This is a genomic window from Rubellimicrobium roseum (assembly GCF_006152145.1).
Classification (GTDB): domain Bacteria; phylum Pseudomonadota; class Alphaproteobacteria; order Rhodobacterales; family Rhodobacteraceae; genus Rubellimicrobium; species Rubellimicrobium roseum.
In genome coordinates this window covers 75700-89857 of sequence record NZ_VDFV01000004.1, presented here as the reverse complement: position 1 = coordinate 89857, position 14158 = coordinate 75700, and the positions used below count along the sequence as shown (strand labels likewise).

13 protein-coding genes are annotated in these 14158 nt (G+C 70.5%); 6 read left to right on the top strand and 7 right to left on the bottom strand.

Annotated elements, in window-relative coordinates; all coding sequences use genetic code 11:
• Nucleotides 1–45 precede the first annotated feature (45 nt).
• Nucleotides 46–819 (bottom strand): SDR family NAD(P)-dependent oxidoreductase, encoded by a 774-nt coding sequence (locus tag FHG71_RS05710; RefSeq protein WP_139080662.1) that lies wholly within the window; start codon nucleotides 817–819, stop codon nucleotides 46–48.
• Entirely contained in the window at nucleotides 816–2006 is a 1191-nt protein-coding gene (gene uxuA / locus FHG71_RS05705) for a mannonate dehydratase (RefSeq protein ID WP_139080661.1), read from the bottom strand. Before uxuA ends, FHG71_RS05710 begins: the two co-directional genes overlap by 4 nt.
• A 214-nt stretch (nucleotides 2007–2220) precedes the next feature.
• Between uxuA and FHG71_RS05700 the strand changes: the two genes are divergently transcribed.
• Nucleotides 2221–2571 carry a cupin domain-containing protein gene (locus tag FHG71_RS05700; protein ID WP_139080660.1) on the top strand — a complete coding sequence of 117 codons (351 nt, stop codon included), beginning with the start codon at nucleotides 2221–2223 and terminating at the stop codon, nucleotides 2569–2571.
• Here FHG71_RS05700 and FHG71_RS05695 read toward each other — a convergent pair.
• The 5 genes from FHG71_RS05695 to FHG71_RS05675 are packed head-to-tail and all read right to left on the bottom strand — an operon-like array spanning nucleotide 2564 to nucleotide 7191.
• On the bottom strand, nucleotides 2564–3313 hold the full coding sequence (locus FHG71_RS05695) for a metallophosphoesterase (RefSeq protein ID WP_139080659.1): 750 nt from the start codon (nucleotides 3311–3313) through the stop codon (nucleotides 2564–2566). The genes FHG71_RS05700 and FHG71_RS05695 overlap by 8 nt on opposite strands.
• A gap of 1 nt (nucleotide 3314) precedes the next feature.
• Complete coding sequence (locus FHG71_RS05690; RefSeq protein WP_139080658.1) at nucleotides 3315–4046, bottom strand: proteasome-type protease; 732 nt, start codon at nucleotides 4044–4046, stop codon at nucleotides 3315–3317.
• 16 nt (nucleotides 4047–4062) lie between these two features.
• Nucleotides 4063–4872, bottom strand: a complete 810-nt coding sequence (locus tag FHG71_RS05685; RefSeq protein ID WP_246045357.1) for a transglutaminase family protein — start codon at nucleotides 4870–4872, stop codon at nucleotides 4063–4065.
• Nucleotides 4865–5803 (bottom strand): alpha-E domain-containing protein, encoded by a 939-nt coding sequence (locus FHG71_RS05680; RefSeq protein ID WP_139080657.1) that lies wholly within the window; start codon nucleotides 5801–5803, stop codon nucleotides 4865–4867. The genes FHG71_RS05685 and FHG71_RS05680 overlap by 8 nt, the downstream gene beginning before the upstream one ends.
• Nucleotides 5803–7191, bottom strand: coding sequence for a circularly permuted type 2 ATP-grasp protein (locus FHG71_RS05675; protein ID WP_139080811.1), 1389 nt, complete (start codon nucleotides 7189–7191; stop codon nucleotides 5803–5805). The genes FHG71_RS05680 and FHG71_RS05675 overlap by 1 nt, the downstream gene beginning before the upstream one ends.
• Before the next feature lie 501 nt (nucleotides 7192–7692).
• Here FHG71_RS05675 and xylB point away from each other — a divergent pair.
• The 5 genes from xylB (at nucleotide 7693) to FHG71_RS05650 (ending at nucleotide 14154) form a co-directional block, all read left to right on the top strand.
• Nucleotides 7693–9132, top strand: a complete 1440-nt coding sequence (xylB, locus tag FHG71_RS05670) for a xylulokinase (protein WP_139080656.1) — start codon at nucleotides 7693–7695, stop codon at nucleotides 9130–9132.
• Between the two features lie 15 nt (nucleotides 9133–9147).
• The gene (xylA, locus tag FHG71_RS05665) at nucleotides 9148–10452 is read left to right on the top strand and encodes a xylose isomerase (RefSeq protein WP_139080655.1); all 1305 of its coding nucleotides are present in this window, start codon (nucleotides 9148–9150) and stop codon (nucleotides 10450–10452) included.
• Nucleotides 10453–11331: 879 nt separating this feature from the next.
• Nucleotides 11332–12123: a cyclase family protein gene (locus tag FHG71_RS05660; RefSeq protein ID WP_139080654.1), complete on the top strand. Its 792-nt coding sequence runs from the start codon at nucleotides 11332–11334 to the stop codon at nucleotides 12121–12123.
• A gap of 4 nt (nucleotides 12124–12127) precedes the next feature.
• On the top strand, nucleotides 12128–13690 hold the full coding sequence (locus tag FHG71_RS05655; RefSeq protein ID WP_139080653.1) for a phytoene desaturase family protein: 1563 nt from the start codon (nucleotides 12128–12130) through the stop codon (nucleotides 13688–13690).
• Complete coding sequence (locus FHG71_RS05650) at nucleotides 13687–14154, top strand: MarR family winged helix-turn-helix transcriptional regulator (RefSeq protein WP_139080652.1); 468 nt, start codon at nucleotides 13687–13689, stop codon at nucleotides 14152–14154. The genes FHG71_RS05655 and FHG71_RS05650 overlap by 4 nt, the downstream gene beginning before the upstream one ends.
• Nucleotides 14155–14158 lie beyond the last annotated feature (4 nt).

The following is a 14158-nucleotide window of genomic DNA, read 5'->3' as shown; positions in this document are numbered from 1 at the left end:
GAGGGCCGCCGGAACGGCGGGATCATGGCGCGGCCTCGGGAGTCGTCAGACGCCGAGCTGGGCCGTGAGGCCGCCATCGATCCGTACGTCCGTGCCGGTGACGAAGGCGCCCTCGTCGGAGCAAAGCCAGGCGACGAGATTGGCGACCTCCTCGGCCGTCCCGATCCGGCCCACGGGATGGGCGCGGCCGAACATGGCGATCACCTCTTCGGGGTCGCCGTCCGGCCCGGCGAGCTGGCTCGCGCCGAATTCCAAAAGCGGAGTGCGAATCGAGCCGGGGCTGATCGAGACCACGCGGACGCCGTGCGGCGCACAGTCCACGGCCATGGCGCGGGTCATGGCGTGCACCGCGCCCTTGGTCGTGGCGTAGCCCAGCACGTTTCGCTGGTTGGCGAAGCCCTGGACCGAGGAGATATGGACGATCGCGCCTTTTCCCTTCGCCTTGAGGTGGGGCCAGGCGAAGTGGCTGGCGGTGAAGAAGGCGCGGAGGTTGACGGCCATGACCCTGTCCCAGTCGGCGACGGTGGTCGTATCCAGGTCGCCGTAGGTCTGGATGCCGGCGGCGTTGACGAGGTGGTCGATGCCATCGGCCGCGGCCGCCTCGCGCACCCAGGCCTCCACTTCTTCGTCACGGGTGAGGTCGACGCGGCGGACGGCGATGGGCAGGTCGCCCGCCGCCGTGCGCGCCTTGTCGTTCAGGCCCTCGTCCACGCCGCAGAGATGGACGCGCGCGCCCTCGCGGGCGAGGCGGAGGGCCGAGGCGAGGCCCATTCCGCTCGACCCGGTGACCAGCGCGGTCTGGCCCTGGAAGCGGGTCATTGCAGGACTCCGTAGGTCGGGTGAGAGAGCGTCTGGAGAATGCCGCGCAGTTCCGCGAGGCCCTTGAGGCGTCCGATGGCCGAGTAGCCGGGGAGCGTGGTCTTGTCCTGGTCGTCCAAGAGGAGATGTCCGTGGTCGGGGCGGAAGGGGATGAGATCGTCGGCTCGCCCTTCATCGCGGCGGCGGACCTCCTCCTGAAGGAGGAGCGCCAGGAGCCGCACCATGTCGGCGTTGCCCACGAGGTGATCGTCCTCGACGAAGCTGCCGTCGGGGTCGGTGCTGACGTTGCGCAGGTGGACGAAGTGGACGCGGTCGAGATGCGCCTCCAGCATCGCGGGCAGGTCGTTGTCGGCCCGCGCGCCGAAGCTGCCCGCGCAGAAGGTCAGGCCGTTCTCGCGGTCCGGCACCGCGCCAAAGATGGCGTCGAGGTCGGCGGCGGTGGACACCACGCGCGGCAGGCCGAAGAGCGGGAAGGGCGGGTCGTCGGGATGGATGCAGAGGCGGAGGCCATGCTCCCGCGCGAGGGGGATGACCGTCTTGTGGAATGTTCGCAGGTGGGCGCGCAGGTCGTCGGGGCTCAGGTCGCGGTAGCGGGCGATGACGGCGGCGATGCCCTGCCGGCTATGGCTGTCCTCGGCGCCCGGCAGGCCCGCGATGATGGTGCGTTCGAGCCGCTCGACCTGCTCGGGCGTGAGCGCTGCGGCGCGGGCCTCGGCGGCGGCGAGGAGGCCCTCGCCGTAGTCCCGGTTGGCGTCGGGGCGGTCGAGGATGAAGGCGTCGTAGGCCACGAAGTCCGTCATGTCGAAGCGGAGCGCGAGGCCGCCCGAGGGCATGGGATGGCGCAGGTCGGTGCGCGTCCAGTCCACGACGGGCATGAAGTTGTAGCAGATGGTCTTGAGCCCCGCATGGGCGAGGCGTCGCATCGTCTCGGCGAAGGCGGTGGTCGCCTCCTGCGCGGGGGCGCCGCCCAGCTTGATGGCGTTGGGAACGGGGATGCTTTCCACCACGGACCAGCGCAGGCCGGCGGATTCGATGATTGCCTTGCGCTCGGCGATGGCCTCCTCGGGCCAGACCTCGCCGCGGTAGTGCTCGTGGATCGCCGTCACGATGCCCGTCGCGCCCGCCTGCCGGACATGCGACAGCGGAATCGGGTCACGCGGCCCGAACCAGCGCCAGCATTGCTCCATGATGTCCCCCTTGTTGGTCGGACCGATTCCAATTCCGATCCGATGCCAGTGTAAACCCGTCCACCCGGGTGTTGCGCGAACCGGGGGAGGAGCGCGCGGTCCAGTTAAGGAAACGTTGCCAGGGGGAGGCCATTGACGGGGGAGCGGCACGGGGGCTTTCTGCACGGTGACTTGGAGGCCCATGTCGGGTCGGCCAGCAAGGGGAGGGAGCGCCATGCCGAACGTCACGCGCCTGGGTGAGCCGCAGGGCGAGCCGATGACCGAGGATCTCAAGGGCTGGGTCAAGCTGGAGGGGAACCCCGGCATGAGGACCTGGGTCCAGCACACCGCCGCCGACGGGACCGTCATCTCGGGCACCTGGGAGTCCACGGTGGGCACTTGGCACACGACCTACGCCGCCTACGAGTTCGTCCACCTTCTCGAAGGGCGCATCGTCATCACCGAGGACGGCGGCGAGCCCGTGACCCTGACGCCCGGAGATGCCTTCGTGGTCGAGGCGGGGTTCAAGGGCACCTGGCGGGTCGAGGAACCGGTCCGCAAGCACTTCGCCATCCGGCTCAAATAGCCGGGGCGGTGTCCGGGAGGAGGGGGTCGCGTCCTTCCTCGGTCAGGAGCCAGACGTCGCGCCCCTCGACCACCGCCGGCACGAGGGGGCGGCCGTAGCCCGCGCCCGCGTCGAGGTTCACCCGGTTGCCGTAGTGGACCGGCGCGTCGAGCGCGGTATGGCCGTGAACGACGAGCGGGCCGTGGTCGGATCGGTCGTCGAGCCAGCCCTGGCGGATCCACATGAGGTCGGTGGGCTCCTGCGCGATCAGCGGCACGCCGGGGCGGATGCCGGCATGGACGAAGACGGCGGATTCGGTCCGGTGGAGCAGCGGCAGGTTGTCGAGAAAGACGCGGTGCGGCAGGGGCACGCGGCCCTGCGCCTCGGCCCAGAGGTCGGCGACAGGGCGGTCCTCGGCCACGTCCACGCCGTAGCTGCGCAGGGTGTCGCGTCCGCCCAGGCGGTCGTGGAGCCAGGTGTAGGCCGGGTTCAGGCCCGGGTCCTGCACCGTGGGGTCGTCGAGGAAGAGGCGGAACATGAAGTCGTGGTTGCCCCGGATCGTGATCCAGCGGCCGCCCGCGACGGGGCCTGCGAGGAGATAGTCGATCACGTCGCGGCTGGCGGGGCCGCGGTCGGTCAGGTCGCCCAGATGGATGATCGGGGCGTCCTCGCCCGTGCGGGCGCGGTCGGCGGCGATCAGGGCGTGCGCCCGACGAAGCTGGTCGATCTGGCCGTGGATGTCGCCCAGGACATAGGCGCGCATGTCAGAACACGAGGTCGGGCAGCGAGTCGAAGGCCTGCTTGAGCGCGTCGCCCCAGCCGTGGCTGATCGTCTGGAAATAGGCGTCGTTGCCCCGGATGCGCCGCTGGACGCCCTTCCGCAGCGAGTCCCGCTCGTAGATCTGGAGGTCGAGGGGCAGGCCCACGGAGAGATTGGCCTTGATGGTCGAGTCGAAGCTGACGAGCAGGAGCTTCACGGCGGCCTCGAAGCTCATGGCCGGGTCGAAGGCGCGCACGAGGATGGGGCGGCCGTACTTGAACTCGCCGATCTGGAGGAAGGGCGTGTCCTCGCCGGCCTCGATGAAGTTGCCCTCGGGGTAGATGAGGAACAGGCGCGGCTCGCTGCCCTTGACCTGCCCGCCGACGATGATCGTGGCGTTGAAGTAGCTTTCCGCCCGCTGGCCCTCCTCGGCGTGCTGGGCGATCACCTCGCGCAGGGTGTTGCCGACATACTTGGCCACCTGGAACATCGAGGGGAGCTGGAGGATGGCCGGGTGCCGCTCCGAGGGGGCGCGGTTGCGTTCGTCGATCATCGAGATGACGGACTGGGTGGTGGCGAGGTTGCCGGCTGTCATGACGGTGATGACCGTTTCGCCCTCGTCCGACCAGGTGAACATCTTCCGGTAGGTGGAGATGTTGTCGAGGCCCGCGTTGGTGCGGGTGTCCGACATGAACACGAGCCCGCGGTTGAGCTTGAGCCCCACGCAATAGGTCATCCGGCCTCCTCCGGGCCTACTGGGCCCGCACCTCGACGGCGACGGTCAGGCGCTCGCCGCCCGTTCCGGTCCGCGCGCCTGATACAGGAGCGGCCTCGGCATAGTCGAGCCCCGTGGCGATGCGGACGTAGCGGCTGTCGGGGGAAATGCGGTTCGCGGGGTCGAAGCCCACCCAGCCCAGATCCGGAAGCCAGGCCTCGGCCCAGGCGTGGGAGGCGTCCTGCTCCTCGCGCTCCATCAGGAGGTAGCCCGAGACGTAGCGGGCGGGGATGCCCAGCGCGCGGGCGCAGGCGATGAAGGCGTGGGCCTGGTCCTGGCAGACGCCATGGCCGGCGGTCACCGCGTCCTCGGCCGTCCAGCCGACATGGGAGACGCCGGTCTCGTAGCGCACGGCGTCGGAGACGGCGGCCGACAGGTCGTGCAGGCGGAAGAGGGGGCGCGGCTCGGCCTGCACGGCCTCCGCGAGGCGGAGGCAGGCGGGACCGGCCTCGGTGCGGGCGGTGGGCTTCTCGAAGAGCCAGAGCGGGCAGAAGCCGCCGTGCGGCCCGACGATGCCGGCGGTGTCCGTGACCTCGACCTCGCCCTCGCAGATCAGGCGGAGTGCGGTGGCGCCGGGTTCGAGGCTCACGAGATCGACGGCATTGCGGTGCTGGTCCTCGAAGTGGGCTTCCTTGCGCCCGCCCTCGACCTCGAGGCTCCAGCGGTGGACGCGCTGCCACTTGTGGGGCTTGGGCGTGAGCCGGACCTGCTGGAGGCCCCAGGGCACGGGGGCGTCGTAGTCGTAGGCGGTGACGTGGCGGACCGTGAGTCGCAGGGGATCAGGCATAGAAGCGGTAGTCCACCTCGGTCTGGGAGCCCACGGCGGCCACGCCGCGCAGGACGTCCTGAATGTAGTCGTGGAGCCCCCGGTCGAGGATCTCGTCGATGCCGGAGGACAGGAGGTCGTCGTGCAGCGCCTGGGCCTGGGCGGCGCTGGGCGGGCGCGTGCCGTACGAATCCGACAGGAAGTGGAAGTTGTCGACGAGCTTGCCGACCGAGAAGGCGAGGCTGCGGGGCATCCGCCGGTCGAGGAGAAGGAACTGCGCGATGTTGCGAGCGCGCACGTCCTGGCCGTAGGTCATGCGGTAGGCGCCCTCGGCCGAGACGGACCGCAGGAGCGTCTCCCACTGGACGTTGTCGAGCGAGGAGCCCACGGCCTGGCTGGACGGGAGCAGCACGTAGGATTTCACGTCCACGAGCCGCGCGGTGTTGTCGGCGCGCTCGATGAAGGTGCCCAGGCGCGCGAAGTTGTAGATGTCGTTCCTGAGCATGGTGCCGGCGAAGGCACCGCGCACATGGGCCGAGCGCTGGCGGACGAGGGTGAGGACCTGCGGCAGGTCGCGCTCGCTCACCCGCTGGGACAGGGCCTCCTTGAGGATCATCCAGCTTTCGTTGACGCTTTCCCAGACCTCGCGGGTGAGGGCGGTGCGCACGAGGCGGGCGTTGTTGCGGGCGGCCTCGACCACGCGGAGCACCGAGGAGCTGTTGTCGCGGTCGCAGAGCATCCAGTGCACGGCCTCGTCCTGCGTGACCTCGCCGTGCTTGGCGCGGTAGGCGTCCCAGGTCGCGGTGGTCTGCAGGACGCCCGTCCATTCGTCGTCCGCATGGCTCCGGGTGAGCGCGATGCGCTGCCCGGCGGCGACGAAGCGGGCGGTGTTCTCGCTCCGCTCCAGGTAGCGGAACATCCAGTAGAGGCCGCCGGCGGTCTTGCCCAGCATCATTCCTCCAGCACCCAGGTGTCCTTGGTGCCGCCGCCCTGCGACGAGTTCACCACGAGGCTGCCCTTGCGCAGCGCCACGCGGGTCAGGCCGCCGGGCGTGATGGTGACCCCCTCGGGCGAGACGAGGACATAGGGACGGAGGTCCACATGGCGCGGCGCGAGCCCCGCGCGGGTGAAGATCGGCACGGTGGAGAGCGCCAAGGTGGGCTGCGCGATGTAGTTGCCGGGCCGGGCGAGGAGCTTGTCGCGGAAGGCCGCGATCTCCTTCCGGGAGGAGGTGGGGCCCACCAGCATCCCGTAGCCGCCCGAGCCGTGGACCTCCTTGACGACCAGCTCGGGAAGGTGGTCGAGGACGTAGGCCAGCGCCGCGGGCTCGTTGCAGCGCCAGGTGGGGACGTTCTGCAGGATCGGCGCCTCGCCGGTATAGAAGCGCACGATGTCCGGCATGTAGCTGTAGATCGCCTTGTCGTCGGCGATGCCGGTGCCCGGCGCGTTGGCGATGGTAATGCCGCCCGCGCGGTAGATATCAAAGATGCCGGGGACGCCCAGCCCGCTGTCAGGGTTGAAGTTCAGCGGGTCGAGGTAGTCGTCGTCCACCCGGCGATAGAGCACGTCGATGGGCTTGTAGCCCGTCGTCGTCCGCATCGCCACGCGGCCGTCCATCACGCGCAGGTCGTGGCCTTCGACCAGCTCCACGCCCATCTTGTCGGCGAGGAAGCTGTGCTCGTAATAGGCCGAGTTGTAGAGGCCGGGCGTCAGGACCGCCACGACCGGGTCGCCCGCCGTCGCCGCGGGGGCGCAGGCCGCGAGGCTGCGGCGCAGGTTCCGCGGGTAGTTCGAGACGGGTCGCACGCGGTTCCGGGAGAAGAGCTCCGGGAACATCTGGAACATGGTTTCCCGGTTCTCGAGCATGTAGCTCACGCCCGAGGGCGTGCGGGCGTTGTCCTCCAGCACGAAGAACTCGTCCTCGCCGGTGCGCACGAGGTCGATGCCCACGATGTGGGTGTAGACGCCGCCCGGGGGCTCGATCCCGATCATCTGCGGCAGGAAGGCCGCGTTGCGGGCGATCATCTCGACGGGGATGCGGCCGGCGCGGACGATCTCCTGCCGGTGGTAGATGTCGTGGAGGAAGGCGTTGATGGCGCGGACGCGCTGCTCGATCCCGCGCGACAGGCGGGCCCATTCGCGGCCCGAGATGATGCGGGGGATGATGTCGAAGGGGATGAGCCGCTCGGCCGCCTCGGCCCGGCCGTAGACGTTGAAGGTGATCCCGGTCAGGCGGAAGACCTCCTCGGCCTCGCGCTGCTTCTTGAGGAGCCGGGCCGGGTTCTCGGCCCTCAGCCAGTCGTCGAAGGCCCGATAGGGCGGGCGTAGACCCTCGTACATGGTCTGGGCCTGGGTCAGCCGGCCGGGCCGGGCGGCCTGGACCTGAAGCCCCGGCGCCGCATCCTCGCAGTCGCTGGACTGGGCCTGGCCCATCCCGCGACCCCACATCTCGTCGAAGGTGCTCGTCATCCGCATGGGTTCGATCATATGGGGCCGCAAGGGCTGCACAATGGGGCACCCGGGCAGGGTGGACGCGAGTGCCAGCCCGTGCCGGAAGGCCGCGAGGCCCGCTGCGACGGGCGTTCCCGGCCGGAGCAGCCCCCGAGCGAGGCGCGCGGCGTTCATGTCCCGGGTCGGAGGAGTGCTTGCAGGCTGGGCGCTGGCGATGCAGCCTTGGGCAGGGCGCGAACGGCGCGGCACGGTGAAACGGCGCCCGTCAGAGGATCGGCGCCGCCGACCGTCGTCGGCAGGGCGCGCGGAGCGACGACCCGGGGCGGTTGCCGGGGGTGAACGTCGGCGGACTGACATGCTAGACGGTGGGCGGGGGAGTGGAGAATCAACATGTACATCGGCCTCGACCTCGGCACCTCCGGTCTCAAGGGTGTGCTGATCGACGACGGGCAGGCGATCCGGGCGGAGGCGACCGCCCCGCTGGAGGTCAGCCGCCCGCATGACGGCTGGTCCGAGCAGGACCCGGCCACCTGGCTGACCGCCACCGACCGCGTGATGCGCGAGCTGGGCGCCAAGGCCGACCTGTCCGGCGTCCGGGGCGTCGGCCTGTCGGGCCAGATGCATGGCGCGACGCTGGTCGACGCCGGGCACGAGGTGCTGCGGCCCTGCATCCTGTGGAACGACACCCGGAGCCATGCGGAGGCCGCGGTGCTGGACGCCGATCCCCGCTTCCGGGAGGTCACGGGGAACATCGTGTTCCCGGGCTTCACCGCGCCCAAGCTGGCCTGGGTGCGCAATCACGAGCCGGAGGTCTTCGGACGCACGGCGCTGGTGCTGCTGCCCAAGGACTACCTGCGGCTGTGGCTGACGGGCGAGGCGGTGGCCGAGATGTCGGACGCGGCGGGGACGTCGTGGCTCGACACCGGCAGGCGGGACTGGGACGACGGGCTGCTGGAGGCCACGCACCTGACGCGCGCCCAGATGCCGAGGCTGGTGGAGGGCTCCGAGGCGTCGGGAGCGCTCCGGGCCGAGCTGGCGATGCAGTGGGGGCTGCCGCAGGGCGTGGTCGTGGCCGGGGGCGGCGGCGACAACGCGGCGTCGGCCGTGGGCGTGGGCGTCGTGCAGGCGGGCGAGGCGTTCGTCTCGCTCGGCACTTCGGGCGTGCTGTTCGCCGCCTCGGGGGCCTACCAGCCCGACGCGGCGAGCGCGGTCCACACCTTCTGCCACGCGCTGCCGGAGACCTGGCACCAGATGGGCGTGATCCTGGCCGCGGCCGACGCGCTGAACTGGTACGCGAAGATCGTGGGCCAGAAGGCGAGCGACCTGACGGGAGCGCTGGGGGACCTCCGCGCTCCGGGGCGGACGCTGTTCCTGCCCTACCTGGGCGGAGAGCGGACGCCGCACAACGACGCGCGCATCCGGGGCTCGTTCCTGCATCTCGACCACGCCACCGACCGGGCCGCCATGACTCGCGCGGTGCTGGAGGGGGTGACGCATGCCTTCCGCGACAGCTTCGACGCGCTGACCGGGACGGGGACGCGGATCGAGCGGCTGATCGCCGTGGGCGGGGGCTCGCGCTCGGACTACTGGGTCAAGGCCATCGCCACCTCCTTCGGGCTGCCGATCGAGATCCCCGTGGCGGGCGACTTCGGCGGGGCCTTCGGCGCGGCGCGGCTGGGGCTGATGGCCGCGACCGGGGCGGGGGTGGAGATCGCCACCGCGCCGCCCATCGCCAGGACCGTCGAGCCGGACTTGTCGCTGACCCCGGCTTTCGCCGAGGCTCATGCGCGCTACCGTGATACCTATGCCGCCCTGAAGGGGCGTGCCTGACCGACCGAGGACATCATGCGAGACACTGCGAGCTATTTCGACGGCATCCCCGAGATCCGTTACGAAGGACCCGAGTCCCAGAACGACTTCGCCTTCCGGCACTACGACGCGGACGAGGTCGTGATGGGCAAGTCCCTGCGCGACCATCTGCGCTTCTCGGTCGCCTGGTGGCACAGCTTCGCCTGGCCGGGCGGCGACCCCTTCGGCGGGCAGACCTTCGAGCGGCCCTGGTTCGGCGACACGATGGAGCTGGCCAAGCGCAAGGCCGACGAGGCCTTCGAGATGTTCCGCATCCTGGGCGCGCCCTACTTCTGCTGGCACGACGCCGACATCCGGCCCGAAGGCGAGACCTTTGCCGAGAACCTGTCGCGGCTGGAGGAGGTCGTCGACCACATCGGCGGGCTGATGGAGGGGACGGACATCAAGTGCCTCTGGGGCACGGCGAACCTGTTCTCGCACCGCCGCTTCATGGCCGGGGCGGCGACCAACCCCGATCCCGAGGTCTTCATGTTCTCGGCCGCGACCGTGAAGGCCTGCATGGACGCGACCCACAAGCTGAAGGGCGAGAACTACGTCCTGTGGGGCGGGCGCGAGGGCTACGAGACGCTGCTCAACACCGACCTTCGCCGCGAGCGCCAGCAGGCGGGGCGGTTCCTGAGCATGGTCGTGGACTACAAGCACAAGATCGGCTTTGAGGGCACCATCCTGATCGAGCCCAAGCCGCAGGAGCCGACCAAGCACCAGTACGACTACGACGTCGCGACGGTGTACGGCTTCCTCAAGGACTTCGGGCTGGAGAACGAGGTCAAGCTGAACATCGAGCAGGGGCACGCCATCCTCGCGGGCCATTCGTTCGAGCATGAGCTGGCGCTGGCGGCGTCCCTGGGCGTGCTGGGCTCCATCGACATGAACAAGAACGACTACCAGTCGGGCTGGGACACCGACCAGTTCCCGACCAACGTTCCCGAGATGATGCTGGCCTACTACGAGGTCCTGAAGGCGGGCGGCTTCACCACCGGGGGCACCAACTTCGACGCCAAGGTGCGGCGGCAGAGCCTCGACCCCGAGGACCTGATCCTCGCCCATGTCGGCGCGATGGATTGCTGCGCGGCAGGGCTTAAGGCCGCGGCGCGGATGCTGGAGGACGGCAAGCTGGAGCAGGCGCGGGCCGAACGCTACGCGGGCTGGGACCAGATGCAGGACCTGCTGGGGAGCGATCTCGGCACGATCCAGGAGCGGGTGCTGCGGGAGAACGTGAACCCCGAGCCGCGCTCGGGCCGTCAGGAGCGGCTGGAGAACCTGGTCAACCGTTATCTCTGACGGTCGGACATGGGCGGGGCGGGCTTCGGCCCGCTGCTGCCACGACGCCGAACGGCCCGGGTGCCGGGCACAGTCCCGCCTCGCGGCGGTGGAAGATGTCGGTCGCGGCATGATGGCCCCACGGTGCGGATGCGTCGTGGGGCCAGTGTGCTTTTGGAGGGTTAACGAAACCTGACAGCACCGAACGGTCCTCCCCCGGTTCGCGCAACACCCCCGGTCAGTTTTAGGGCTGGTCGGATCGGGGAGCGCGGTCGCGGCGAGCCGTTCGCGCTTGCAGGCGGCTCGCGGGGCGGCGAAGGCGCGGTCGTGGGGTCGTTTCCGACGATCTCGCCCCGGTGCAGCCAGCCGCGTGCCGAAGGATGCAACTGCACGCATCGACATCGGTCGGCCCGGAAGGTCCAAGATGGGCGGCGCCTCCTGCGGGACGGCGCTGGCAGGGCGGCGGCAGGTGCGGCCGTTGCGCCCGGAGAAGGTAGCGATGCGGGCGGCGGCAGCGTCGAGAGCGGTCGAGACGCCGCGCGACCGTCCTCCACGTGAGGCCGAGGCGAATGGTAGCTGGCAGGGACGAGGGACGAGCCGGCCAACGCGGGTTGATCGTCATACGCGCTGTCAAAGGCCGGCCCGACGCAGTGCCACAGGTTCATCGCCCACAGTCGTACCGGAAGCCGGTTACGGACTAGGTGGCCGTTCGGACCACGCCGCCGGGCTTGGGTGCCAGCTCGAAGACGGCGATGCGCCGGCCACGGGGAAGTGACGCGAACAGGCCATCGCGCCCCGTCGCCTTCCTGATGTCAGGATATTTGCGAACGCATGTAATTCCCACTAGCATGATTCGCGACAGCCGGGCGGCAGACCCGGCGCATGACAGGGAGACGCGACGTGACGGCTGCGAACGTGCTGGGGGACCTCGGGCGGATGATCCTGACCGGGGGGATCGACGTGGTGGACTGCTCGGGGGTGCTGGGGCCGGAGACGCCGCTCCTCAAGCTGCCGCCGGAACTGGCCAAGGACACGCCGCCGATCGAGATCCACCGGATCAGCGAATACGACCAGGACGGGCCGTTCTGGGCGTGGAACTGGCTCAAGGTCGGGGAGCATTCGGGCACCCACTTCGACGCGCCGCACCACTGGATCACCGGCAAGGACTACGAGGACGGCTACACGGACACGCTGCCGGTGCAGCGGCTGGTGGCGCCGGTGAACGTCATCGACTGCTCGAAGGAGGCCGGCGAGAACCCGGACTTCCTGCTCACGGTCGAGCATGTGAAAGCCTGGGAGGCCGAGCACGGCGAGATCGGCGAGGGCGAGTGGGTCGTCTTGCGCACCGACTGGGACAAGCGCGCCCATGACGAGGCGGCCTTCCTGAACGCCGATGCGACGGGGCCGCACACGCCGGGGCCGACGGCCGAGGTCATCGAGTACCTGCTGTCCAAGGGCATCGTGGGCTGGGGGAGCCAGTGCATCGGCACGGATGCGGGGCAGGCCGGGGGGATGACCCCGCCCTTCCCGGCGCACAACCTGCTGCACAAGGCGGACCGCTACGGGCTCGCGTCGCTGGCCAATCTCGACCGGCTGCCGCCCAAGGGGGCGGTCCTGATCGCGGCGCCGCTCAAGATCAAGAACGGGACGGGCTCGCCCATCCGGGCGCTGGCTCTCGTGCCGCGGGGCTGACGGGATGGCGGCCCACCACGTCGTCATCGGCTCGGGCATCAACGCGCTGGTCGCGGCGGCGATGCTGTCGCTCAAGGGCGGGCGCGTGACGGTGTTGGAGCGCGAGAGCGTGGTGGGCGGCTGCCTGCGGACCGAGGAGCTGATCCCCGGCTTCCGGATCGACGCGATGGCGGCGACCTGGGTGCTGTTCGTGACCGGGCCGGCCTATGGCGCGCTGGGCGGGGAGCTGGAGCGGCACGGGCTGGAGTTCGTTCACTCGCCGCACCCGACGGCGGTCGTGCGGCCCGATGGCTCGGCGCTGGTGCTGACGATGGACCGGGCGGCCAATGTGGCGGCCTTCAACGCGCTCGCCCCCGGCGACGGGGATAGGCACGTCGAGGACGTGGGCGGCGTGGAGCGGGACGCGCCGTTCCTCTTCGGGCTGCTGGGCGGGCCGATCTGGAGCGGGCAGACCGCCCGCATGGTCGGCGGTCAGGCGTGGAAGCGGGGAACGCGGGGGCTGGCCGAGTGGTTCGGGCAGTCACTGATCTCGTCGCGCGGGTGGCTGGAGAGCACCTATGAGAGCCCGATGGTGCAGGCGCTCTGGGCGCCCTGGGGGCTGCACGCGGGGCTGACGCCCGAGAGCGCCTATTCGGGGCAGATGGGGCGCGTCATCGCCTTCGCGCTGGAGGCGGCGGGCGCTCCGGTCGCCAAGGGCGGATCGGGGCGGGCGGCCGAGGCGTTCCGGCGGCTGATCGAGGAGAAGGGCGGCGCCGTTCGGACCGGGGCCGACGTGCGGCGCATCCTGCACGAAAAGGGCCGTGTGACCGGCGTGGAGCTGGCGGGGGGCGAGCGGATCGCGGCCGGGTCGGTGCTGGCCTCGGTGACGCCCACGCAGCTCTATGGGCGGCTGCTGGAGGACGCGGACCTGCCCAAGGAGCGGGAGGCGGCGCGGCGGTACCGCTACGGACGGGGCAACTTCCAGCTTCACTATGCGCTCGACCGGGCGCCGGAGTGGCTGTCGCCGGGGCTCGACGACGTGGCGCTGGTCCACCTGACGGACGGCGTGGACGCGGTGTCGCGGTCGGCGAACGAGGGCGAGCGCGGGCTGTTGCCGGCGGTGCCGACGATCTGCGTGGGCCAGCCGTCGAAGCTCGATCCGTCGCGCTGCCCGCCGGGCAAGGCGACCCTCTGGCTCCAGATCCCGGACGGGCCGCGCGAGGTGAAGGGCGATGCGGCGGGTGAGATCGCGACGCAGGGCGCCTGGACCGAGGAGGTGCGGGAGCGCTTCGCGGACCGGATCGAGGGCATCCTGAAGCGGCACATCCGCGACTTCGACGCGATCAGGCTCGCGCGGCGGGCCTGTTCGCCGGCCGACCTGGAGCGGATGAACGTCAACCTCGTGGGAGGGGACCCCTATGGCGGGGCCTGCTCCATCGACCAGTTCTTCCTCTGGCGGCCCTTCAAGCATTCCGAGGGCGGGCGGACGCCGATCAGGGGGCTCGTGCAGATCGGCGCGTCGACCCATCCGGGGCCGGGCCTGGGCGGGGGGTCGGGGTTCCTGGCGGCAAAGGGGCTGGGCGCATGAAGGACACGGCCCTGCCGCGGTCGCTGGGCGAGGTCGGGCTCGCCAGCTATGCGCCCTATCTCATGAACCGGATCATGGGGCGCTACAACGCCTCGCTGCGGGCCGAAATGGCGCGGCTGGGGCTGACCACGCCCAAGATGCGGGCGCTCGCCGTGCTGTCGGTGATCGACCGGCCGCTGATCCGGGAACTGGCCGTCCATGCGGTGGTCGAGCAGTCCACGCTGAGCCGGGCGCTGGACGCTCTGGACGCCGAGGGGCTGGTGCGGCGCGAGGCGGACCCGGACGACAGCCGCGGCACGCGGGTCAGCCTGACCGACGAAGGTCGCGCGGCTTTCGACCGGCTCTGGCCCCACATGGCCGAGGCCCAGGCCCATATGTTCCGCGGCATCCCCGACGAGGAGCGACGGGCCTTCGTAGGCACGCTCCAGAAGATCCTGGCGAACGTGCGGCGGCACGACATCTGAGGGA